Consider the following 22,370-nt stretch of genomic DNA (forward strand, 5'->3'; position numbering starts at 1 on the left):
CTCCTCGGAAAGGATGAACGATTCGGGATGGAGCGCGAGAGCGGCCCTACCCTACCTGTGAGATCCCTGCATGCCGCGTCGGCGCTCCGCGGAGCGCGCGTACGGCCCGCCCTCAGCCCGCGAGCGTCTCGAGCAGCTCGCGATACTTCGCGGCGGTGCGCTCGACGATGTCGTCGGGGAGAGCCGGGGGAGTGCCGGTCTTGTCCCAGGCCGCCGCGAGCCAGTCGCGCACGATCTGCTTGTCGTAGCTGGCCATGCGCTCGGCGGGCGTCGTGCCGGTGCGCCAGGCCTCGGCATCCCAGTAGCGCGACGAGTCGCTCGTGAGCACCTCGTCGGCGAGGGTCAGCACGCCGTCGGCGTCGAGGCCGAACTCGAACTTCGTGTCGGCGAGGATGAGCCCCTTGCTCTCGGCGAGGGCGGCGGCCCGTCGGTAGATCTCGAGCGACGCGTCGCGTAGTGCGGCGGCGGTCTCGGCGCCAACGAGTTCGACGGAACGCTCGAACGAGATGTTCTCGTCGTGCTCGCCGAGGGGCGCCTTGTAGGCCGGCGTGTAGATCGGCTCGGGCAGGCGGTCGCCGTTCTGCAGGCCGGTCGGGAGGGGTATGCCGCACACCGTGCCGTTCTCGGAGTACTCGGCCCAGCCCGTGCCGGTCAGGTACCCGCGCACGATGCACTCGATCGGCTGCATGTCGAGTTCGCGCACGACCATCGCCCGCGCGGCCACCGCCGCCGGGGGCTGAAGCCCCAGCACGTGATTCGGGATCGGGCGGCCGCCGTCGCGACCGGCGAGTTGGGCGAACCACCACAGGCTCAGCCGCGTGAGCAGCTCGCCCTTGCCGGGGATGCCGGGATCGAGCACCTGGTCGAACGCGCTCACGCGGTCGCTCGCCACGACGAGCATCCGGTCGGCCGGGCCGTCCGCCGGGCGGTACAGGTCGCGGACCTTGCCGGAGTAGACGTGCTTCCAGCCGGGCAGATCGAGGGCGCTCACCCGGCCATTATCCCGGAGCGGGGAACGCCGCGCCGACTGTGAAAAAGGGCGTATAGTCCACATGGACTAATCGAGAGGGGGATGCCATGCCGGATGCCGTCGATCGGCTCACCCCGCTGGGGCTGATGCTGCTCGCGCTGCTGCACGAGGACGACATGCACGCGTATGAGATGGTCCGCCTGCTGCGCGAACGGAAGGCCGACCGCCTCGTCGCCCTGACGCACGGGACGATCTACCACACCGTCGCGCGTCTCGAGCGGCAGGGCCTCATCGATGACGTCGGCACCGATCGCGACGGCAACCGTCCGGAGCGGACGACGTACACGCTCACGGACGCCGGCGCCGACATGATGACCGCGTGGGTGCGGCGCGAGCTCCCCGCCGTCGACCGCCCCGAGCGTTTCCGCGTCGCGCTGGCCGAATCGCACAACCTCGAGCGCGCCGAAGTGGTGGCGCTCCTCAGCGAGCGGAGGGACGCCCTGGCGGCATCCCTCGACGCGCACCGCCAGGCGCGCGACCATGCGATCGAGCGCGGCTCGTATCCCCAGTTCTGGATCGAGGTGCACCGCGAGACGGCTTTGCTGTCGGCGGATGTCGCCTGGCTCGACGAAGCGGTCGAGTACATCCGTCGTCCCGACACCGTGTGGGGGGTCACCGACCTTGCCCCGACCGACCGCTACCTGGCACAGAGAGAAGCCGCCCGCGCATGAGCGAGAGAACCAGCACCGTCCGCGCCCCCGAAGGCGCCGCCCCCGCCGTCAACCCGTGGCCCGCCCTGTGGGCGATGGTCATCGGGTTCTTCATGATCCTCGTCGACACCACGATCGTCTCGGTCGCGAACCCGGCGATCAAGGCCGCGCTCGACCCGTCGACCGGCAACCTCGACAACGTGGTGTGGGTCACCTCGTCGTACCTGCTCGCCTACGCAGTGCCCCTGCTGGTCACGGGCCGCCTCGGCGACCGGTTCGGGCCGAAGAACATCTATCTGATCGGGCTCGCGATCTTCACGATCGCCTCGCTCGCCTGCGGGCTCTCAGGCTCGCTCGCCGTGCTCGTGATCGCGCGCGCCGTGCAGGGTCTCGGCGCCGCCCTCATGACCCCGCAGACGATGGCCGTCATCACCCGCACCTTCCCCGCCGAGCGCCGGGGCGCGGCCATGGGCCTGTGGGGTGCGACCGCCGGTGTCGCGACCCTCGTCGGACCGCTCGCGGGCGGCCTTCTCGTCGACGGCTTCGGGTGGGAGTGGATCTTCTTCGTCAACATCCCCGTCGGCGTCGTGGCGTTCGTGCTGGCGTGGCGCCTGGTGCCGCAGCTCGAGACCCACCCCCACCGCTTCGACGTCGTGGGCGTCGTGCTGAGCGCGATCGGGCTCTTCCTCATCGTGTTCGGCCTGCAGGAGGGCGAGCACTACGAGTGGGCCGCCGGCATCTGGGCGATGATCGCGGCCGGTGTCGTCGTCATGGCGGTGTTCGTCTGGACGCAGGGACGGACGAAGAGCGAGCCCCTCGTGCCGCTCGAGCTCTTCCGCGACCGCAACTTCGCGATCTCGAACCTCGCGATCGCCGCGGTGGGCTTCACCGTGACGAGCATGGCGCTGCCGATGGCGTTCTTCACGCAGCTCGCGCGCGGGCTCACCCCGACGCAGTCGGCGCTGCTGCTCGTGCCGATGGCGGTTCTCTCGGGCGCGCTCGCACCGCTGGCCGGCCGCATCCTCGACCGCGTCGACCCGCGCCTGCTGCTCGTCCCCGGCCTGACGCTGATGGTCCTGGGCCTCGTCGGCTACGCGCTGCTCATGAACACCGAGGCGCCCGTCCTGCTGCTGCTCATCCCCGCGGCGATCATCGGCGTCGCCAACGCCGGCATGTGGGGTCCGCTCGCCACGACGGCGACCCGCAACCTGCCGCCGCGTCAGGCAGGGGCCGGCTCGGGCATCTACAACACGACCCGCACGGTCGGCTCGGTGATCGGCTCGGCGGCGATCGCGGCCTACATGCAGTCGCGGCTGACGGCGAACCTGCCGGGTGCCGGGGATGCCGCGGGCGGCGACTTCGGCGGCGGCGGCGCGATGCCTCCCGCGATCGCCGAGGGCTTCTCCGCCGCGATGGCGCAGGCCATGATCCTGCCGGCGATCGTCATCGGGGTCGCCGTGATCGTCGTGATCTTCCTCAAGCGCCCCGCGCACCTCGCGCAGCGCTGAACCGGCCGCGACCGAACGAAACCGCCCGCGTCGTGGATTCAGTCCGCGACGCGGGCGGCGATGTCGGTGCGGTGGTGCGAGCCGTCGAGGCTGATCTCGGACAGCGCGCGATAGGCGCGGTCACGGGCCTCGGTGAAGTCGGTGCCGCGCGCGACGACGTTCAGCACGCGCCCGCCGGTGGCGACGAGCCCGTCGACCGTCTCGGCGGTCGCGGCATGCGCGAGGTGCACGCCCTCGACGGATGCCGCGGCGTCGAGCCCCGTGAGCGCCCGGCCGGTCACCGGGTTCTCGGGGTAGCCCTTGCTCGCGAGCACGACCGTGACGGCGGCATCGCTCGAGAACGTCGGCTCGGGCTCGGACTCGAGGCGCCCGCTCGCCGCGGCCATCAGCAGCTCCGAGAGCGGCGACGTCAGCCGCGCGAGCACGACCTGCGTCTCGGGGTCGCCGAACCGCGCGTTGAACTCGATGACCTTGATGCCCGACTCGGTGAGGATGAGGCCCGCGTAGAGGAGGCCGATGAACGGCGTGCCCTCGGCGTCGAGATGGCGGATGACGGGCTCGGCCACGTCGCGCGTGACCTCGGCGACGAACGCGGCCTCGCTGCCGAACCGGTCGGCGAGCCAAGGGAGCGGCGAGTAGGCGCCCATGCCCCCGGTGTTCGGGCCGGCGTCGCCGTCGTAGGCGCGCTTGTAGTCCTGCGCGGGGCTCAGGGCTCGGACGGTGTCGCCGTCCGAGACGAAGAAGAGCGACACCTCGGGGCCGGCGAGGAACTCCTCGATCAGCACCGGGCCGCTCGCGAGGTAGGTGTCGGCGTGGGCGAGCGCCGCGTCACGGTCATCGGTGACGATGACGCCCTTGCCGGCGGCGAGACCGTCGGCCTTGACCACGTGGGGCGCGCCGAGCTCGTCGAGCGCGGCCTCGACCTCGGCGCGGCTCCGCGCGCGCACCGCCCGCCCGGTGGGCACGCCGGCCTCGTCCATGACGCGCTTCGCGAAGGCCTTCGACCCCTCGAGCTGCGCGGCGACCTTTCCGGGCCCGAAGACGGGGATGCCGCGTTCCCGCAGCGCATCGGCGACACCGGCGATGAGCGGGGCCTCCGGGCCGACGATGACGAGGTCGACGTTGGCGCTGCCGGCGAACTCGGTCACCGCGACCGGGTCGTTCTGGTCGAGGCCCGGGACGATCTCGGCATCGCGCGCGATGCCGGCGTTGCCGGGGGCCGCGAGCAGGTCGTGACCTGCGCCTTCCGCGGCGAGAGCGAGGATGATGGCGTGCTCGCGCGCGCCCGAGCCGAGGACCAGGATCTTCACCCGGCCAGCCTACCGACCGGGCTAGCGTGGAACCCATGGCCCGCAGCATCCTCACCGCCGATGGCCGCGCCGCGCTCGCCGCGGTCGCCGCCGCCGACGCCTCCGGCGAGAAACCTGCGCGCACCGACCTGGCGACGGCCGTGCGCTACCTGTTGCAGCTGCTCGTCGAGAAGGCGCCCGGCAACTCGGTCGAGATGCGCGTGCCGCCCTTCGGTGCCGTGCAGGTCGTCGAGGGTCCGCGACACACGCGCGGCACTCCCCCCAACGTCGTCGAGACGGATGCCGCGACCTGGATCGCCCTCGCCCTCGGCCAGCTGGCCTGGGCGGATGCCGCCACCGCGGGCCGGCTCAGAGCGTCGGGCACCCGCGCCGACCTCGGAGCGCTGCTGCCGCTGCGGCCCTGACGCCGACTCCGGTAAGGTTAGGCAAGCCTGAGCTTACCTCTGGAGTCTGCTGTGCGCTCTTCCCTTCTGCCTCGAGCGTCTCTCGGGGCGCTCGCCGCCGCGTCGATCCTCCTCGGCATCGCCGCCCCCGCCTCTGCGGTCGGCGGTCCCGACCCCGCCGCGGCGAGCTCGCCGCCCGCGTGCGACATCACCGACGCGACCATCACGTGGGGCTTCAAGGAGTCGTTCCGCTCGTACATCTCCGGCTCCATCGCGAAGGGAGCGTGGGAGCCGTTCGGCGGCGTCGGTTACGAGACGCCCGCGTTCACCTGGACCGGCGGCACGGGCAGCTACGACCCCGCGACCGGCGCCGGGTCGATCGCCTTCCCCGGCGGCATCCGATTCACGGGGCACGGCGGCCTGCTCGACTCGACCGTGCAGAACGCCACGCTCGAGCTCGCGCCGGCGGCGGGGCGCGTTCTCGTCGACCTCGCCGGGGTGTCGATGGAGAGCGCGCTCGCCGGCGACGACACCGTCGTCACGACGCCCCAGGTTCCGCTCGTGACCCTCGACCTGGCGGGTCTGGAGAGCACGGTCTCGGGAGATGCCCTCACCCTCGCCGCGACGGATGCCGCCACCGCGATCACCGACAAGGGGTACGCCGCCTTCGGCAACTACGAGACGGGCACCGCCTTCGACCCGCTCTCGTTCACCGCGAGCGGGGTGTGCGCGGCTGCTACCCCGACGGCCGAGCCGTCACCCGTCGTCGACGCGTCTCCCGCCGCGGATGCCGCAGAGGCGGGCGACGACGAGAGCGGATCGAGCGGTGCCCTCCCCGTCGCGCTCATCGCCGCGATCGGCGGCGCGCTCGTCGCGACAGTCGGCGGAACCGCCGCCGCGATCGTGGCCGCGCGCCGCAAGCGCCGCGAGGCGTCCGCCGACGGGTCGTCGGCGTGAGGATGCGGCGGCTCGTCGTCGCTGCGCTCGCCGCCGCGGCCCTGTCGCTCAGTGCGTGCGCTCCGGCGGCGACGTCTCACGGCGAGGCTGCGGCGCAGGTCGCGATCGACCGGCCTCCATTGAGCGAACTCGCGCGCGTGGCCGATCCGCGCTCGCTCGAAGGCCCGTCGACCGCGGTGCTCGCTGATGCCGCGGTCGAGCCGGTCCTGACGGATCCCACCCAGAGCCTGCCGGTCACCGTGACCTCTCACGACCTCACGGGCGACGTCGAGGTGACGGTCTCCGACACCGCCCGCATCATCGCGATGGACCTCTCCGGATCGCTCGCCGCCACCGTCTGGGGCCTGGGGCTCGGGGACCACCTCGTGGGCCGCGACGTCTCGACGACGTTCCCCGGTGCGGCGGACCTGCCGGTTGTCACGGGCAGCGGCCACACCGTCAACGCCGAGTCGATCATCGGCCTCGCTCCCACGCTGGTCATCACCGACGGCAGCATCGGGCCGGTCGACGTCGTGCGGCAGCTGCGGGATGTCGGCATCACGGTCCTCTTCGTCGAGCGTTCGGCGTCGTTCGACGGCGCCGCCGACCTGGCGCGCTCGGTCGGCGAGGTGCTCGGCGTCGCCGAGGCGGGAGAGCAGCTCGCTCAGCGGATCGTGAGCGAGGTCGACGAGACGCGTGCGCAGATCGCCGCGCTCGCACCGGAGGCCGCGAGCGAGCGTCTGCGAATGGTCTTCCTCTACCTGCGCGGCACCGCGGGTGTCTACTACCTGTTCGGGTCCGAGTCCGGTGCCGACCAGCTCATCACCGCCCTCGGCGGGGTCGACGTCGCCGGCGAGCTCGGCTGGAGCGGGATGCAGCCCCTCAACGACGAAGCCATGGTCGCCGCCGACCCCGACCTCATCCTCGTGATGACCGCCGGGCTCGAATCGGTCGGCGGCGTCGATGGCCTGCTCGCCGACAAGCCCGCGATCGCGCTGACCGCAGCCGGCCAGCATCGCCGCTTCGTCGACATGGCGGACGGGCAGATCCTGTCGTTCGGGCCGCGCAGCGCGGGGGTGCTCGACGCGCTGGCACGCGCTGTCTACGCGCCCGATCCCGCCTCGTGACCCCGCTCGCCGCAGGGCGCCGCGCAGTCCTCGTCGGGTCCGTGACCGCGGCGTTGCTCGCGGTGGGCGTCGTGCTGTCGGCCGGCCTCGGCCAGCTGCCCGTCGGTCCTGCCGAGGTTGTCGGCTCGCTGCTCCGGGCGATCGGCCTGTCCAATCCGTGGGCGCCGACCGAGCCGCTGATCGAGCAGACGCTGTGGCAGATCCGGTTCCCCCGTGTCGCGATGTCGCTGCTCGTCGGCGCGCTGCTGGCGGTCGCCGGTGCCGTCATCCAGGCGATCTTCGCCAACCCGCTCGCCGAGCCGGGCGTCGTCGGCGTCTCGTCGGGCGCGGCCGTCGGCGCGGCCGCCGCGATCACGCTCGGCGTCTCGTTCCTCGGCCCGTGGTCGATCGCGGTCTGCGCGTTCGCGGGCGGCCTCGTCGCGACCCTCGTGGTCTACGCCGCCGCACGCGCGCACGGGCGTACCGAGTCGATCACGCTCATTCTGACGGGCATCGCCGTCAACGCGTTCGCGGGTGCCGCGCTGGCACTGCTGATGTTCGTCGGCGACACCGCGTCACGCGAGCAGATCGTGTTCTGGCAGCTCGGCTCGATGAACGGTTCGCGCTGGTCGGAGGTGGCGATCGTCGCGCTCGTCGGAGCGCTCGGCACAGCGGCATCCCTCGGTCTCGCACGCCTATTCGACCTTCTCGCGCTCGGTGATCGCACCGCCGCGCACCTCGGTGTGCGCGTCGAGGCGCTGCGGGTCGGGTCGATCGTCCTCGTCGCGCTGCTCACCGGCGTTGCGGTCGCGTTCGTCGGCATCATCGCGTTCGTCGGTCTCGTCGTGCCCCACATCATCCGCATGCTGGTTGGGCCGGCGCACCGCGGGCTCATCTCGCTGTCAGCGCTCGCCGGCGGGGTCGTGCTCGTCTACGCCGACCTCCTCGCGCGGACCATCGTCGTCTCGGCGGACCTCCCGATCGGCATCCTGACGTCGCTCGTCGGCGGGCCGTTCTTCTTCTGGCTCATCCGCCGCACGCGCCGCACCGCCGGGGGCTGGACGTGACCGGGGTCGCCGCCGAGGTGCAGCACGCCAGCCTGCGGCTGGGCGATGCGACGATCCTCGACGACGTGACGATGGATGTCGGCTACGGTCGGCTGCTCGCCCTCGTCGGGCCCAACGGCGCCGGCAAGTCGAGCCTGCTGTCGCTGCTGACGGGCGACCGTGCACCCACCTCGGGGGATGTCCGTCTCGACGGACGCCGGGTGAGCGAGTGGTCGGCCCCCAACCTGTCGCGGCGGCGGTCCGTGCTGCTTCAGTCGAACCAGGTGGCGTTCTCGTTTACGGCGGGGCAGGTCGTCGCGATGGGGCGGACGCCTTGGATCGGGACCGAGCAGGCGGCCCTCGACGATGCGCGTATCGCCGAAGCGGTCGAACGGGCGGATGTCGCGCACTTGCTGCATCGCGCCTACCCGTCACTCTCGGGCGGCGAGAAGGCACGCGTCTCGCTCGCCCGCGTGCTCGCGCAGGACACCCCCGTCGTGCTGCTCGACGAGCCGACGGCGGCGCTCGACCTCCGGCACCAGGAGGACGTCCTCGGCGTCGCACGCGACCTCGCCCGTGACGGGTGCGCGGTGGTCGTCGTGCTGCACGACCTGTCGCTCGCTGCGGCGTACGCCGACGAGGTCGCGATGATCGACGGCGGCCGGCTCGTCGCCCGGGGCAGCACGCGAGAGGTGCTCATGGCGGAGCGGGTCACGGCCGTCTACGGCACCGAGGTGCGCGTGCTCGACGATCCGGATACCGGCCGCCCGGTCATCCTCCCTCGCCGTCACGCCGAGCGCTGACTATCAGCCTCCTCACAAAATTGGATTAGGTAAGGCTAAGCTAACTGACGTCGCGTGCCCGACGCGCGAGCTTCACCTGCATCGAGATTCGGAGGGTTCCCATGCTGAGAACCAGGAGGGCGGCGCTGCAGCGTCCGCTCGCGAGCGTGCTGACCGGCGCGCTCATGGCCATGGCCGCCGTCGTCGGCGTCGCCGCACCGGCGTCGGCCGCCGGCCCCGTTCTGACGACGTCGACCACCGTCGTCGCGAACGAGAAGATCACCGTGGCCGTCTCCGGCACGGGTTTCGAGGTCGCCCCCCAGTACCCGGGCCAGCCGAGCCGGCACGCCTACGTCGCCCTCGTCGAGAAGGGCGACCTGACGGTCGACCAGGCGACCACGCCCAACACCTCGTTGGACGTCTCCGCTGCGGGCGAGATCTCCGGAAGCCTCGAGCAGATCGCGAGCGAGCTCGATCGCACGAAGGCCTACGAGGTCATCTCGTGGCCGTCTCGTTCGTTCCCCACCGGGGCGAATCTCCTCGCCCGCGCCGACGTCTCGATCGACTGGGACGCGCTCTTCCCGCCCGTCGCCGAGTCGACCACGACGACCCTGTCGGTCTCGCCCGACGGAACGGCCGTCGAGGGCGCCGACGTCACCCTGACGGCGACGGTCTCGCCTGCGGCATCCGGCTCCGTCTCGTTCACGGCCGGTGACGCATCGCTCGGCTCGGCTCCGGTCGACGGGGGCGTCGCGAGCATCGTCACCTCGTCGCTCGCCGTCGGCACGCACAGCATCGCGGCCGCGTTCACCCCGGCCGACGCCACGGCCTACTCCGCCTCGACCGCGCCGGCGCTGAGCTACGCGGTCACCGCGAAGGCGACCGAGCCCGAGACCCCGGCGCGGGTGCCCACCCTCACGCTGTCGAAGTCGACAGGGCTCGACCCCGCGGGCGAGGAGATCACCGTCAGGGGCACGGGCTACGACCCCGCCCAGCCGATCTACCTCACGACCTGCACCGACCGCCCGCTCGCAGAGGTCGACTTCGCCTTCATCGCAGCGGGGTGCACGAACGGCGCGAAGGTCGTCACGTCGACTCCCCTCACCCCGACGATGGTGAGCTTCACCGAGGACGGTTCGTTCGAGACCACGCTGACGGTCGCGCCGAAGGGCGAGACGACGGCGGTCTACACGATCGCCAATCACAGCGGCATGACCAACCGCACCCAGGACGCGAAGGTGGTCGTGTCGTTCGGGACGACGCCGGCCGAGCCGCTCCCCGCCCCCACCCTCACGGTTACGCCGAACACGGATGTCGACCCGAGCGGTGCCACGCTGACCGTTGAGGGACGCAACTACCGCCAGAGCGAGGTGGGAGCCGGATTCGCGCTGCGCTTCGGCTGGGTCGCCGAGACCTGGAAGCCCACCGACGGTGCCGCGGATGCCGCGCGCCCGTCGGTCTCATACGTCCGCGTGTCGGGCGATCCGACCGGCGCCGCCAACCTCCCGTGGACCGAGAACGCCGACGGCACGGTCGACTTCACGTGGACCGTCCGGGTCGATGAGAAGTCCGCGAACGAGAAGCGCCCCGGCGACGACTACCGCCTCGGCGTCTTCACCTTCGGCAACGAGAAGTCGCAGGGTCTGCAGCCCGACAACGAGCTCTTCGTCCCGGTGACGTGGGCCGAGGTCGCGCCGCAGCCCGAGCCGACGAAGAGCCCGAGAATCACGGTCACCCCGAACGCCGACCTCGACCCGGCCGTGGCCAACACGCTCACGGTCGCGGGCAGCGGTTTCGTCGGCGACAGCGCCGTCAACGGCGCGTACGTCGGCTTCGGCGAGAAGTCGCTCTGGGCCGGGGCAGGGCCCCTGCCCGCCGAGGGCTGGGTGCAGCTGGCCTGGGTGCGCCCGGGCTCGATCGTCGGTGGTGCCTTCACCGTCGAGCTGACGATTCCCGCGGGCTCGCTCGACCCGACGAAGAGCTACCACGTCGCCACATCCGCGGCGCACGAGCTGTCGATGACCGACCGGACGCTCGACGCCTTCGCCGACGTCACCGTCGCGCAGCCGACGGCCCCGTTCGTCGCGTTCGCGGGCTCGGCTACGGTCGCCCAGGGTGGCGTGCTCGTGTTCACCGGCGGCGGCTTCGCGCCCGGTGACGTCGTGACGGCCGTCGCGCACTCCGAGCCGGTCACCATCGGCACGGCGACGGCGGATGCCGGCGGACGCGTGTCGTTCTCGTGGGCGGTTCCCACCGGCTTCGCGACGGGCGACCACACGCTCGAGCTCAGCGTTGGCGGCGTCGTCGCGGCATCCGCGCCCTTCCGGGTCACGGCTGCCGCTGTCGCCGCAGCCGTCGAGTCGCCGGCCGCACCGTCGTGCGTCGCCCGGTCGGTCTCGGGAGCGACGATCGACTGGGGTGTGAAGGAGTCGTACCGCTCGTACATCACGGGCCCGATCGCCAAGGGAGAGATCTCCGGCGGCTGGGGCACCGGCTCGGGTGCGTACAGCCCCGAGAACGATCGCGGTCGTGTCAGCTTCGGCGGCTCGGTGCACTACACCGGCCACAGCGGTCTGCTCGACATGACCCTGTCGAACCCGCGCGTGCAGATCACCGGCGCGAACACCGCCTCGCTGATCGTGAACGTGCAGTCCAAGGGATACAACGGGTCGCCCGACGTGAACGCGAACGGCGTCGTCTTCGCGACGCTCTCGCTGCCCGCCGTCACGACGACGGCGAATCGGATCAGCTGGACAGGCGCATCGGCCACGCTGACGGCCGCGGGGGCCGAGGCCTTCGCCGGCTTCTACTCGGCGGGTGAGGCGCTCGACCCGGTGAGCATCACGTTCCCGCTCGGCGCCGAGGTGCCGTGCGACGCATCGACCGACGCGACCCTCGCCGCGACCGGTGGACAGGCGCCCGTCGACACCCTGTGGCTGGGTGCCGGGATGCTGCTGATCGGCGCGCTCGCCGTGTCGTTCACGCGTCGCCGTCGCAGCGCGCTCTGACGACTCGCTGAGCCCTCGCGTCGCACCGCCCGGGCATTGCTCGGGCGGTGCGACAATGGAGTCATGGCTGAGGAGATCACCGAACGGGTCGAGTCGGCGCGCGTGCGTCGTGTGCCCAAGTACAGCGTGTTCCTCCTGCTCGGCGCCGCCGCGGGCATCATCGTCGCGCTGGCCCTGACGTTCGGCATCCCGGACGAGGGCGTCAGCACCAACACCGGCCTGCAGTACTCCGCGGGTCAGGTCTTCGGCTTCATCGCGCTCGGCGCCATCCCGGCGTGCATGGCGATCGCGGGCGTCATCGCCCTCGTGCTTGACCGCGCCGCGCGTCGGCGCACGCGCGAGGTGCGTATCCTGCACGAGCGCGTCCGCACCGTCGACAACGCCTGACCCGGGTAAGGCGCACTTTCGCACGTCGGCCGCAGTTCGAACGGCGCCTCATTCACGCAAGTGCGCTCCACGCGCCGCGCACCACGGATGCGGGATCGCGCGAGGTCAGGCGATCTCGGCGATGATCGGCGCGATCGCGGCGTCGAAGGCCACGACGTCGCTGCGCAGACCGTCGGTGACGGCGATCGTGAGCGCGCCGATCCACCACACGCCGCGCTGGCTCAACGGCAGCACCTGCACGTTCAGCTCGAACGAGTGCGCCCGCCGGCCGATGCGGCGCTCGTGCTGGGCGAGCGCCCCGGCGTACGCGCGGTAGGCGACGGCGCCGGCGCCCGAAGAGCGCGCCGTGTACCGGGCGTGCACGTCACGCGCGAAGGCGACCGCCTCGGCCGCATGCGGACGCATGGCGTGCTCGAGCTGTTCCAATCCCTCGGTGGGCAACGCGACGAGCGTGTCGAAACCCTCGACCAGGTCGAGCGGCACGGGGGAGGGATGCGCGAGCGGCTCGACCGTCATCTCCCAGTACGCTCGCCACTGCCGCTCGAGCTCGGCCTGCGTCTCGGGGTCGCGCTCGACGGGTGTCGGCTCGATCCCACGCAGGTGGGGCAGCTCATCCGGAGTGCGGATGCCGAGCACCTGACGCAGGTACAGCGCGACGATGACCGAGGGCGCGGCATCCTCCCGCACCACCCATTCGGGAGTCTTCGCCGCGCTCATGGCGCCAGTTTAGAGCGGGGGTGGTGGGGTGCGGCCGGTGCGGAGGAGATCACGCTCGGCACCGGCCGAGGCGTCACTCGAACTCGATCGACGCGTGTTCGTTGTTCAGCACGATGACCGGCGTGATGGGGGAGTAGCCCGCGCCGCGGATGACGCCCGTGTCGATGCGGAGCAACGGATGTCCCGCGTGCACGCCCTCACCCTGCTGGACGAGCGCCTGGAACCCACGGCCCTTGAGGTCGACGGTGTCGATGCCCACGTGGATCAGCAGCTCGGTGCCGTCGTCGAGGGTCATCCCCACGGCGTGCCCCGTGGGGAACACCGTGGTCACGGTCCCGTCGGCGGGCGCGACGACGGTGTCGCCGGCCGGATCGATCGCGAGGCCCGGGCCCATCGTCCCCTGCGAGAACATCGGGTCGGGAACCTCCGCGAGCGGCACGACCCTGCCCGCGACGGGCTGACGCAGTCGGACGATCGCGGGAGCGGTGGTCGTCACGGCGCCCGCGCCTTGCGGCGCCGGGGATGCCGCGGGCGGCTCGACCTCGCGGCCGGCGAGCACGTCGTCCATCGCATCCTTCACGAACTGCACGTTGAGTCCGTAGACCACCTGCACCGACTTGGCGCCGGAGATCATGGTGCCCGCGGCGCCGGCGCGCTTGAGCGCGTCGCTGTCGACGCGCGACGTGTCGGCCACCTCGAGGCGGAGGCGGGTCGCGCAGTTGTCGAGCTGGACGATGTTGTCCTTGCCGCCGAGGCCCGCGATCATCTTCTCCGCGGTGGGGCCGTAGCCCGCGTCGCGGTTGATTCCCGGGCCGATGTCGGCTGCAAGCTCGTCGTCGTCTTCACGGCCCGGCGTCTTCAGCCGGAACTTCAGGATGAGGAACCGGAACACCACGAAGTAGACCGCGAACCAGAACAGGCCCATGATCGGGATCATCCAGGGGTTCTGAGCCAGCGGGTTCATCCAGCCGAGCACCAGGTCGATGAAGCCCGCCGAGAAGCCGAAGCCCATGCGGGTCGGGAGCAGCGCGGCGATGAAGACCGAGATGCCGGTGAAGACGGCGTGGACGAGGTACAGCCACGGCGCGAGGAACATGAAGGTGAACTCGAGCGGTTCGGTGACGCCGACGAAGAACGAGGCGACGGCGGCTGAGAGGAGGATGCCCGACACCATCTTCTTGCGCTTGGTCTTGGCGGTGACGTACATCGCCAGGGCGGCGCCGGGCAGACCGAACATCATGATCGGGAAGAAGCCGGTCATGTACTGACCGGTCACCCCGAAGACGCCGTCGCCGTTGGAGCCGGCGAGGAAGTTGTTGAGGTCGTTAATGCCGGCGACGTCGAACCAGAAGACCGAGTTCAGAGCGTGGTGCAGCCCGAGCGGGATCAGGAGGCGGTTGAAGAAGCCGTAGAGCCCTGCGCCGACGGGGCCGAGGGTCGAGATCCACTCGCCGAAGATGACCAGGCCCGTGTAGACGATGGGCCAGACGAAGAACAGCACCGCGGCGACGACGAGCGAGATGCCGGCCGTGACGATCGCCACGGAGCGCTTTCCCGAGAAGAAGGACAGCGCGTCCGGGAGCCTGACGTCCTTGAACCGGTTGTAGGCCCACGCGCCGATGAGGCCGCAGATGATGCCGATGAAGACGTTCTGCACCTTGCCGAAGGCGGGGTCGACCTCGGCGACATCCTCGATGCCGAGGAAGCCGGCGACGGTCGCGGGGCTCAGGAGGGTCGTGATCGTGAGCCACGACACGAGCCCGGCCAGCGCTGAGGTCCCGTCAGACTTGTTGGCCATGCCGATCGAGATGCCGATCGCGAAGAGCAGGGCCATGTTGTCGATCAGTGCGCCGCCCGCGGCGGCGAGGAACGTCGCGATGATGTTGGGGCCTGCGGCAGAGGCGATCCAGTAGCTGATCCCGACGAGGATGGCGGCGACGGGAAGCACGGCGACCGGCAGCATGATCGACCGGCCGAGTCGTTGGAAGAATTTCACGGGTCACTCCGATGTGCGCGGGGGAACGGGGTTCTGACAGTATTGGTTAAGAACGTTTCCGAATTATTTCTCGGGAACTGTACTCGATCGGGGAACGTATGACTACGACGTCAGCGGAAGGCGCTGCTTCGCCGAGGGCGCGCGGCCGCCGCATCCGTCCCGAGGACGCGCGCAGCAACAACCGTCGCCTCGTCCTGCAGGCGCTCCACCGAGAGGAAGGGCTGTCGCGCGCCGACATCGCGCGTGCGACCGGACTCTCGCGCGTGACGATCTCCGATCTGGTCGGTGAGCTCGTCGACGAGCAGCTCGTCGTCGAGAGCGGCCGCGGACACCGGTCGGGGCCTGGCGCGCCCTCCCGGGCCCTCGCGCTGGCGAGGTCGTCGCGCAACGTGGTCGCCGTGTCGATCTCGAGCGGCGACACGATCGAGGGCGCCGTCGTCGACCTCGGTGGAACCGTCATCGCGCGCGAGGTCGTCGAGCGCGGCGGGTCGACCGGCGCCGAGGCGCTCGCCGTGCTCGGTGACCTCATCGACCGGCTGGTCCGCACGGCTGAGGCCCCGATCCTCGGGATCGGCGTCTCGACACCGGGCGTCGTCGACGGCGCGGGCGTCGTCCGCGAGTCGTCGCATCTGGACTGGCACGACGTCGCGCTCCGCGGCATCCTGTTCGACCGCACCGGTCTGCCGGTCTCGGTCACCAACGGGCTCAACGCCGCGGGCATGGGCGAGCTGAGCTTCGGCAAGGTCGATCACGATCTGCTGCTCGTCCGGATCGGCGCCGGCGTCGGAGCCGCCGCGATCGTGAACGGCGCGGTCGTCCACGGACGCAACTGGGCCGCGGGCGAGATCGGCCACGTCGTCGTGACGGAGGGCGAGGGCCCCGTCTGCGCGTGCGGCCGCACCGGATGCCTCGAGGCCTGGCTGTCGGTGCCGAAGCTCGAGGCTCGGCTCGCAGCGGCGCCCGACGCCGAGGCCGCTCTGCACGTTCGCCGCGAGGCGGGGCGGTGCCTCGGCATCGCGCTGTCACCGCTCGTCGCGACGCTCGGGCTGACGGACGTCGTGCTGAGCGGACCGGCCGAGCTGATCGAGGGGGCGCTCATCGACGCCGCGAGCGAAGCCATCGCAGCTCGCGTGCTGCCGATCCTCTTCGACGACCTGACCGTGCGCCTCGCCGAGACCCACGGCGACCTCCGACTGCGGGGAGCCGCAGCCCTCGTGCTGTCGGAGACCCTCGGGCTCGCCTGAGCCGAGCCCCGGCATCCGCCCTCCCGACCGAACCGAAAGAAGGAAGAGTCATGGCCGAAGTCGTCATCGTCCCCAGCGAGCAGGAGGCGGGCCGTCTCGTCGGCGACGCGATCGTCGACCTCATCCAGCGGCGCCCCGATGCCGTGCTCGGACTGGCGACCGGGTCGACCCCGCTCGCAGTCTACCGGCACCTCGCCGAGCGCGTGCGCGGCGAGGACATCGACGTGTCGCGCGTGCGCGGCTTCGCGCTCGACGAGTACGTCGGGCTGCCCGCCGGCCACCCGGAGAGCTACCGCAGCGTCATCGAGCGAGAGGTCGTCGAGCCCGTCGGGTTCGACCCGGCCCGCATCGAGGTTCCGCACGGTGACCTCGACGGCATCGAGACCGCGGGGGAGCAGTACGAGGCCGCGATCCGCGCCGCGGGCGGGGTCGACCTGCAGATCCTTGGCATCGGCCGCACCGGGCACATCGGCTTCAACGAGCCGGGCAGCTCGCTCGCCTCGCTGACGCGCGTCAAGACGCTCACCGAGGAGACTCGGGCCGACAACGCCCGCTTCTTCGATTCGCCCGATGATGTTCCGATGCACTGCATCACCCAGGGCATCGGCACCATCCTGCGCGCTCGGCACCTCGTGCTCCTGGCCTTCGGCGAGGCGAAGGCGGATGCCGTCGCCGCCGCTGTCGAGGGACCGGTCAGCACCTCGGCGCCGGGCTCGGCCGTGCAACTGCATCCCCATGTCACGGTCGTCGTCGACGAGGCCGCCGCGAGCGCCCTGACTCAGACGCCCTACTACCGGCACGCGTGGGCGAACAAGCCCGCCTGGCAGGGCATCTGACGCCCGGTCCGTGTCGCGATGGAATCACGACCGATTCGGGCCGCCGAGACACGCCCGGCGCTCGGTCGCTCCACGGGCCGGTACTCTGGATGCCGTGGCCTCGAGTCCCACTGATCCCTATACCCAAGCCGGCGTCGACACCGCGGCGGGAGACCTCGCCGTCGAACTGATGAAGTCGGCGGTCCGGCGAACCCACGGCGACGAAGTCCTCGGGGGTGTCGGCGGCTTCGCCGGCCTCTTCGACGCGAGCGCGCTGCTCGGCTACACGAAGCCGCTGCTGGCGACCTCGACCGACGGCGTCGGCACGAAGGTCGCGATCGCGCAGGCCATCGACAAGCACGACACGATCGGGCAGGACCTGGTCGGCATGGTCGTCGACGACATCGTCGTGGTCGGCGCGAAGCCGCTCTTCATGACCGACTACATCGCGTGCGGCAAGGTCGTGCCCGAGCGCATCGCCGACATCGTCCGCGGCATCGCCGACGGCTGCTCTGCGACGGGCACCGCGCTCGTCGGCGGCGAGACGGCCGAGCACCCGGGTCTGCTGGGCGTGAACGACTACGACGTCGCGGGTGCCGCGACCGGTGTCGTGGAGTCCGAGCAGGTGCTGGGCGCCGACCGGGTGCGGGACGGCGACGTCGTGCTCGCGCTCGCCTCGAGCGGCCCGCACTCCAACGGCTACTCGCTGATCCGTCACATCATCACCGGTGCGGGCATCGGCTACGGCGACCAGGCCGCCGACTTCGGCCGCACCTGGGGCGAGCAGCTGCTCGAGCCGACGCGCCTGTACACCTCGCCGCTGCTGCGCCTGATCGCCGAGCTCGGCGACGGCATCCACTCCCTCAGCCACGTCACGGGCGGCGGTATCGCGGCGAACCTCGCGCGCGTCCTGCCGAAGGACACCTGGGTCGACGTCGATCGCGCGACCTGGTCGCCGTCGCCGGTCTTCCGCGTCCTCGCCGACCTCGGCGGCCTCGAGCTCGAGCGCACCGAAGGCACCTGGAACCTCGGCATCGGCTTCTTCGCCGTCGTGTCGCCGGCCGCAGCGGATGCCGCGATCGCGGCGCTCAGCGCGGATGGCATCGACACCTGGCAGGTCGGTGTCGTCTCGACGGGTCCGCGTCCCGCGGGCGACTACGAACAGGGCGCCAAGGGCGTCGACGGCGGAGCAGTGCGTCTCGTCGGCGGTTACCGCGAAGCAGGAGCGAACTGACACCCCATGTGCGGAATCGTCGGAATCGTCGGGCAGTCCCCGGCGAACCAGGAGATCTACGACGCCCTCCTGCTGCTGCAGCACCGCGGCCAGGACTCGACCGGAATCGCGACCGCTGAGAACAGCGGCGTCTTCCACATCTTCAAGGCCAACGGCCAGGTGCGCGAGGCGGTCCGCACGCGTGACATGCGTTCGCTCCTCGGCAACATCGGACTCGGCCACGTCCGCTACGCCACCAAGGGCACGGCGTCGAGCGAAGAGGAGGCGCAGCCCTTCTACGTCAACGCTCCCTACGGCATCGTGCTCGTGCACAACGGCAACCTGACCAACACGCGCGAGCTGACCGACGAGCTGTTCAGCAAGGACCGCCGTCACCTGAACACCAGCTCCGACACCGAGCTGCTGGTGAACGTGCTCGCCAACGAGCTGCAGGCCACCATCTCGGGTCTCGACCTCGACCCCGATCAGGTGTTCCAGGCCGTCGAGCGCGTCCACGAGCGCGTCGAGGGCTCGTACGCCGCGATCGCGCTCATCGCCGGCCACGGTCTGCTCGCATTCCGCGACCCGTTCGGCATCCGTCCCCTCATCCTCGGCACGCGCCGGGCCGAGAACGGCCGCGACGAGTGGACCGTCGCATCCGAGTCGCTCGTGCTCGAGAACGGCGGCTTCGAGGTCGTGCGCGACGTCGAGCCCGGCGAAGCGGTCTTCATCGACGCCGACGGCACTCTGCACACGCGTCAGTGCGCGCAGCAGACGCAGCTCGCGCCGTGCTCGTTCGAGTACGTCTACCTCGCCCGTCCCGACTCGATCATGAACGGCATCTCGGTCTACGAGGCTCGCCTGCGCATGGGCGAGCGTCTCGCCGACACGATCGCCAAGTACACCCCTCAGGGTGCGATCGATGTCGTCATGCCGATCCCCGACTCATCGCGTCCGGCGGCGATGCAGGTCGCGCGCAAGCTCGGCATCGAGTACCGCGAGGGCTTCTACAAGAACCGTTACGTCGGCCGGACCTTCATCATGCCGGGCCAGGCCGTGCGCAAGAAGAGCGTGCGCCAGAAGCTCAACGCGATGTCGAGCGAGTTCAAGGGCAAGAACGTCCTCCTCATCGACGACTCGATCGTGCGCGGCACGACGTCGAAGGAGATCATCCAGATGGCCCGGGATGCCGGTGCCAAGAGCGTCACGTTCGCGTCCGCCGCGCCGCCGGTGCGCTACCCGCACGTCTACGGCATCAACATGCCCTCGCGTCACGAGCTCATCGCCCACGATCGGACGATCCCCGAGATCGCCGAGGAGCTTGGCTGCGACTATCTCGTGTACCAGGAGATCGACGACCTGAAGGCGGCGATCGTCGAGGGCACCGACATCGTCGACCTCGACATGAGCTGCTTCGACGGGCGCTACGTCACCGGGACGGTCAGCGAGGAGTATCTGAACTGGGTCGAGGGCACCCAGCAGTCGTGACTTCGCTCTGGCGAGGACGCGTCCTCGCGTTCCTCGGCGTCATCCTCGTCGCCTTCTCACTGCGCTCGGCCGTCGCGTCGCTGTCGCCGATCCTCACCGAGATCGACGCGGACCTCGGCGTGCCGTCGTGGGTGGCCGGCCTCATCGGCGCGGCGCCGCCGGTGTGCTTCGCGGTCTTCGGCGTCATCACTCCGATTCTCGAGCGGCGGTTCGGCCTGCAGCGACTCGCGGTCGCCGCGATGGTCGTCGCTGCGGCTGCCCTGCTGGGTCGAGCGCTCGCGCCGGATGCCGGCATCCTGCTCATCGCCACGACCGTGCTCTTCGCCGCGATCAGCATCGGCAATGTCGTGCTGCCGCCGCTGATCAAGACGTACTTCCCCGACCGCGTCGGGACCATGACGGCGGTCTACTCGACGATGCTCGCTGTGGCGGCCTTCGTGCCGCCGCTCGTCGCGGTGCCGATCGCCGACACCGCGGGATGGCGGTTCTCTCTCGGGCTGTGGTCGGTGTTCGCCGTGCTCGCGGTCATCCCCTGGCTCGTGACGCTGCGCCGGTCGCGCATCGCGGCGGCCACGGCGGATGCCGTCATCGCCCCGACCCCGTCGCCGAACGTGCTCAGCCGCCTCGTGCGCCTGCCGATGGCGTGGGCCGTCGCCGTCACCTTCGCGGTGTCGGCATCCAGCGTCTACGCGTCGTTCGCGTGGCTGCCGATCATCCTCGTCGACCTCGCGGGCGTATCCCATGCCGCCGCCGGTTCGCTCCTCGCGCTGTTCGGCGCGATGGGGTTGCCGTGGTCGATCATCGTGCCGCTCGTCATCACGCGCTGGCAGCGGCTCGGCGTGATCTACGCCGTCGCGGCGTCGGCCGGGCTCGTCGCCGTCGCGGGACTGCTCATCGCGCCCGGGTCGGCCGTCGTGCTGTGGGTCGTGCTGCTGGGCACGCCGCAGATGCTGTTCCCGGCTGCGCTGGTGTTCATCCAGCGCAAGACGAGGACGCACGAGGGCACGGTCGCGCTCAGCGGATTCGCGCAGAGCGTCGGCTACGCCGTTGCTGCGGTCTTCCCCATCTCGTTCGCGCTGCTGCACGAGGCGACGGGGGAATGGACGGCCCCGCTCATCATGGTCGGCGTGCTGATGCTCGCCGCGATCCCCGCGGGGATCGTCGTCACACGCCCCCACACGATCGAAGACGAGTGGGAGCAGCGCCACGGCGCATGGTGATGAGCCCGGTCAGGCCTTCTCGTCCTCGTACTCGTCGGAGTACTGGTCAGCCCACTTGTCGACGTACTGATCGTCGTCGGAATGAGCGAGCTCCTTCTCGAGCGAGGAGAAGTTGACATTGTAGGTGTCGTACTTCAGCTCACGCGCGATCTTGGTGTGCTTCGCCTTTTGACGGCCACGCCCCATGCGAGACCCCCTCATTTCTGAGTCACGGGCTGTTCAGCGGTGCCCGGAGCATTTCACGATCCGGCGCTGGGCCGGGGAAGAGTAGCATCAAGAATAACACGGGGGCCCCGAGCCATCGCCGGTGCCGCCGCTGAGACAGGGGGCGACCATGGCCGATCAGCACTCCGCAGGCGACGAAAGTCGTCTTCCGTCGACGCCCGTCATCGCGGGAGTCATCCCCGGGCAGTCGCCCCGCGTCGTGGTCGAGGCGGCCCGGTATGCGTCGATGCTCGGTGTCGGACTCATCGTGGTGCACGTCGATGTCACGCGATTCGTGACCTACGAGGACCCCGACGGCTACGTCCACACCGCTCCCATCGACCTCGGGGCGGTCTCGAGCGCGGCGCAGCTCGAGCAGATCCGCGCCGCCGCCGCTGAGGCGCTCGCGTCGTCGACCGTCGAGTGGACCGTCCATCAGCTGGTCGGGGATCCCGCGCTCGCCATCAAGCACCTCGCCGACCGGCTGGACGCGAAGCTGCTCGTGGTCGGCACGCGTCGCCGGGGCATCGGCGAGTCGATCCGTGAGTTCTTCACGGGGTCGGTAGCGGCGCGGCTGGCGCATCGGCAGCGGCGGCCCATCCTCGTCGTGCCGCAGGGTGAGACCGCCGCGGACGACGAGGACCTCTGGCCCGAGCCCTGAGCGGCCCGGAGCAGAGGTCCTCGGCGCGGTGCGGCGCGGCGCGCCACCGTGCGTCGTCAGCCCCGCAGGGCCCGCAGCATCTCGTCGCGGGTCCGGGCGAGCGCGGCGACGAGGTCGTCGACGACGGATGCCGGTACGTCTCCGTCGCGCGCGATGTGCGACCGCAGGTCGGCCTTCACGTTCGCGCGGAACTCGGCGATCGCGGCATCCGCTCGTTGCGCCTGCGCGCGGGCCTCTGCGCGTGGGTTCTCGGGCGGCGACGGACGCGTGGCGGTCTCGTGGTCGACGTTCGCGGCGGCGGCGAGGTCGGCCTGGAGGCTCTTCATCGCCGCACGCACACTGCCCCGGACCTCGTCGGCGATGAGGCGGATGCTGTCCGCCAAGCCGGCCTGGATGCCGTCGAGGTCATGGCGGCGGGCCGAGAGCTCGTCGCGACCGGCATCCGTGATCTCGTAGACCGTCTTGCGACCGTCGACGGTCTTGGTCACGAGTCCCTCGTCCTCGAGTTTGGCGAGGCGGGGGTAGATCGTGCCGGCGCTGGGCGAGTAGGTGCCGCCGGTGCGCTCGGTGAGAGCCTGCATGAGGTCGTACCCGTGCCGCGGCGACTCGTCGAGCAGCGACAACAGGTAAAGACGCAGGTCGCCGTGTGAGAAGACGGGCGGCATG

21 protein-coding genes are annotated in these 22,370 nt (G+C 70.9%); 15 read left to right on the plus strand and 6 right to left on the minus strand.

What is annotated here, in order from left to right; translation table 11 throughout:
* Positions 1-112: 112 nt before the first annotated feature.
* Positions 113-991, minus strand: a complete 879-nt coding sequence (locus tag O1W71_RS05520) for a phosphoribosylaminoimidazolesuccinocarboxamide synthase (protein ID WP_269266880.1) — start codon at positions 989-991, stop codon at positions 113-115.
* An 86-nt stretch (positions 992-1,077) separates the two neighbouring features.
* On the opposite strand from O1W71_RS05520, the gene O1W71_RS05525 reads away from it, so the two are divergent.
* Positions 1,078-1,701, plus strand: coding sequence for a PadR family transcriptional regulator (locus tag O1W71_RS05525; RefSeq protein WP_114588924.1), 624 nt, complete (start codon positions 1,078-1,080; stop codon positions 1,699-1,701).
* Entirely contained in the window at positions 1,698-3,188 is a 1,491-nt protein-coding gene (locus tag O1W71_RS05530; RefSeq protein WP_269266881.1) for a DHA2 family efflux MFS transporter permease subunit, read from the plus strand. Before O1W71_RS05525 ends, O1W71_RS05530 begins: the two co-directional genes overlap by 4 nt.
* A gap of 38 nt (positions 3,189-3,226) precedes the next feature.
* Here the strand turns inward: O1W71_RS05530 and purD are convergent, their stop codons facing one another.
* Complete coding sequence (purD, locus tag O1W71_RS05535) at positions 3,227-4,498, minus strand: phosphoribosylamine--glycine ligase (protein WP_269266882.1); 1,272 nt, start codon at positions 4,496-4,498, stop codon at positions 3,227-3,229.
* A 35-nt stretch (positions 4,499-4,533) separates the two neighbouring features.
* On the opposite strand from purD, the gene O1W71_RS05540 reads away from it, so the two are divergent.
* From O1W71_RS05540 to O1W71_RS05570, 7 genes are all read left to right on the plus strand, one after another.
* Positions 4,534-4,902, plus strand: coding sequence for a sterol carrier family protein (locus tag O1W71_RS05540; RefSeq protein ID WP_114588927.1), 369 nt, complete (start codon positions 4,534-4,536; stop codon positions 4,900-4,902).
* A gap of 51 nt (positions 4,903-4,953) precedes the next feature.
* Complete coding sequence (locus O1W71_RS05545) at positions 4,954-5,838, plus strand: HtaA domain-containing protein (protein WP_269266883.1); 885 nt, start codon at positions 4,954-4,956, stop codon at positions 5,836-5,838.
* 2 nt (positions 5,839-5,840) lie between these two features.
* Complete coding sequence (locus tag O1W71_RS05550; protein ID WP_269267515.1) at positions 5,841-6,944, plus strand: heme/hemin ABC transporter substrate-binding protein; 1,104 nt, start codon at positions 5,841-5,843, stop codon at positions 6,942-6,944.
* Positions 6,941-7,990 (plus strand): FecCD family ABC transporter permease, encoded by a 1,050-nt coding sequence (locus tag O1W71_RS05555; protein ID WP_269266884.1) that lies wholly within the window; start codon positions 6,941-6,943, stop codon positions 7,988-7,990. The genes O1W71_RS05550 and O1W71_RS05555 overlap by 4 nt, the downstream gene beginning before the upstream one ends.
* A complete protein-coding gene (locus O1W71_RS05560) occupies positions 7,987-8,772 on the plus strand; it encodes a heme ABC transporter ATP-binding protein (RefSeq protein ID WP_269266885.1) in 786 nt (261 codons plus the stop codon). Before O1W71_RS05555 ends, O1W71_RS05560 begins: the two co-directional genes overlap by 4 nt.
* A 101-nt stretch (positions 8,773-8,873) precedes the next feature.
* Positions 8,874-11,759: an HtaA domain-containing protein gene (locus O1W71_RS05565; RefSeq protein ID WP_269266886.1), complete on the plus strand. Its 2,886-nt coding sequence runs from the start codon at positions 8,874-8,876 to the stop codon at positions 11,757-11,759.
* A gap of 63 nt (positions 11,760-11,822) precedes the next feature.
* A complete protein-coding gene (locus O1W71_RS05570) occupies positions 11,823-12,146 on the plus strand; it encodes a potassium transporter Trk (RefSeq protein ID WP_269266887.1) in 324 nt (107 codons plus the stop codon).
* Between the two features lie 105 nt (positions 12,147-12,251).
* Here the strand turns inward: O1W71_RS05570 and O1W71_RS05575 are convergent, their stop codons facing one another.
* Positions 12,252-12,863: a zinc-binding alcohol dehydrogenase gene (locus O1W71_RS05575; protein ID WP_269266888.1), complete on the minus strand. Its 612-nt coding sequence runs from the start codon at positions 12,861-12,863 to the stop codon at positions 12,252-12,254.
* Between the two features lie 73 nt (positions 12,864-12,936).
* Positions 12,937-14,859, minus strand: a complete 1,923-nt coding sequence (gene nagE, locus O1W71_RS05580; RefSeq protein WP_269266889.1) for an N-acetylglucosamine-specific PTS transporter subunit IIBC — start codon at positions 14,857-14,859, stop codon at positions 12,937-12,939.
* Positions 14,860-14,957: 98 nt separating this feature from the next.
* On the opposite strand from nagE, the gene O1W71_RS05585 reads away from it, so the two are divergent.
* The 5 genes from O1W71_RS05585 (at position 14,958) to O1W71_RS05605 (ending at position 20,839) form a co-directional block, all read left to right on the plus strand.
* Positions 14,958-16,103 (plus strand): ROK family transcriptional regulator, encoded by a 1,146-nt coding sequence (locus O1W71_RS05585; RefSeq protein WP_064955170.1) that lies wholly within the window; start codon positions 14,958-14,960, stop codon positions 16,101-16,103.
* A 50-nt stretch (positions 16,104-16,153) separates the two neighbouring features.
* A complete protein-coding gene (gene nagB / locus O1W71_RS05590; protein WP_269266892.1) occupies positions 16,154-16,939 on the plus strand; it encodes a glucosamine-6-phosphate deaminase in 786 nt (261 codons plus the stop codon).
* 94 nt (positions 16,940-17,033) lie between these two features.
* On the plus strand, positions 17,034-18,152 hold the full coding sequence (gene purM, locus O1W71_RS05595; protein WP_269266894.1) for a phosphoribosylformylglycinamidine cyclo-ligase: 1,119 nt from the start codon (positions 17,034-17,036) through the stop codon (positions 18,150-18,152).
* Positions 18,153-18,158: 6 nt separating this feature from the next.
* Positions 18,159-19,619: an amidophosphoribosyltransferase gene (purF, locus tag O1W71_RS05600; protein WP_269266896.1), complete on the plus strand. Its 1,461-nt coding sequence runs from the start codon at positions 18,159-18,161 to the stop codon at positions 19,617-19,619.
* The gene (locus O1W71_RS05605; RefSeq protein ID WP_269266897.1) at positions 19,616-20,839 is read left to right on the plus strand and encodes an MFS transporter; all 1,224 of its coding nucleotides are present in this window, start codon (positions 19,616-19,618) and stop codon (positions 20,837-20,839) included. Before purF ends, O1W71_RS05605 begins: the two co-directional genes overlap by 4 nt.
* Positions 20,840-20,848: 9 nt before the next feature.
* On the opposite strand, the gene O1W71_RS05610 is transcribed toward O1W71_RS05605, so the two are convergent.
* On the minus strand, positions 20,849-21,025 hold the full coding sequence (locus O1W71_RS05610) for a DUF3073 family protein (protein ID WP_023953093.1): 177 nt from the start codon (positions 21,023-21,025) through the stop codon (positions 20,849-20,851).
* Between the two features lie 148 nt (positions 21,026-21,173).
* Here O1W71_RS05610 and O1W71_RS05615 point away from each other — a divergent pair, with 148 nt between their 5' ends.
* On the plus strand, positions 21,174-21,704 hold the full coding sequence (locus tag O1W71_RS05615; RefSeq protein ID WP_269266898.1) for a universal stress protein: 531 nt from the start codon (positions 21,174-21,176) through the stop codon (positions 21,702-21,704).
* Positions 21,705-21,760: 56 nt separating this feature from the next.
* Here O1W71_RS05615 and O1W71_RS05620 read toward each other — a convergent pair whose 3' ends face one another.
* Entirely contained in the window at positions 21,761-22,369 is a 609-nt protein-coding gene (locus O1W71_RS05620) for a PadR family transcriptional regulator (protein WP_269266899.1), read from the minus strand.
* Position 22,370: the final 1 nt, after the last annotated feature.

It is taken from the genome of Microbacterium sp. H37-C3 (assembly GCF_027157935.1).
Classification (GTDB): domain Bacteria; phylum Actinomycetota; class Actinomycetes; order Actinomycetales; family Microbacteriaceae; genus Microbacterium; species Microbacterium plantarum.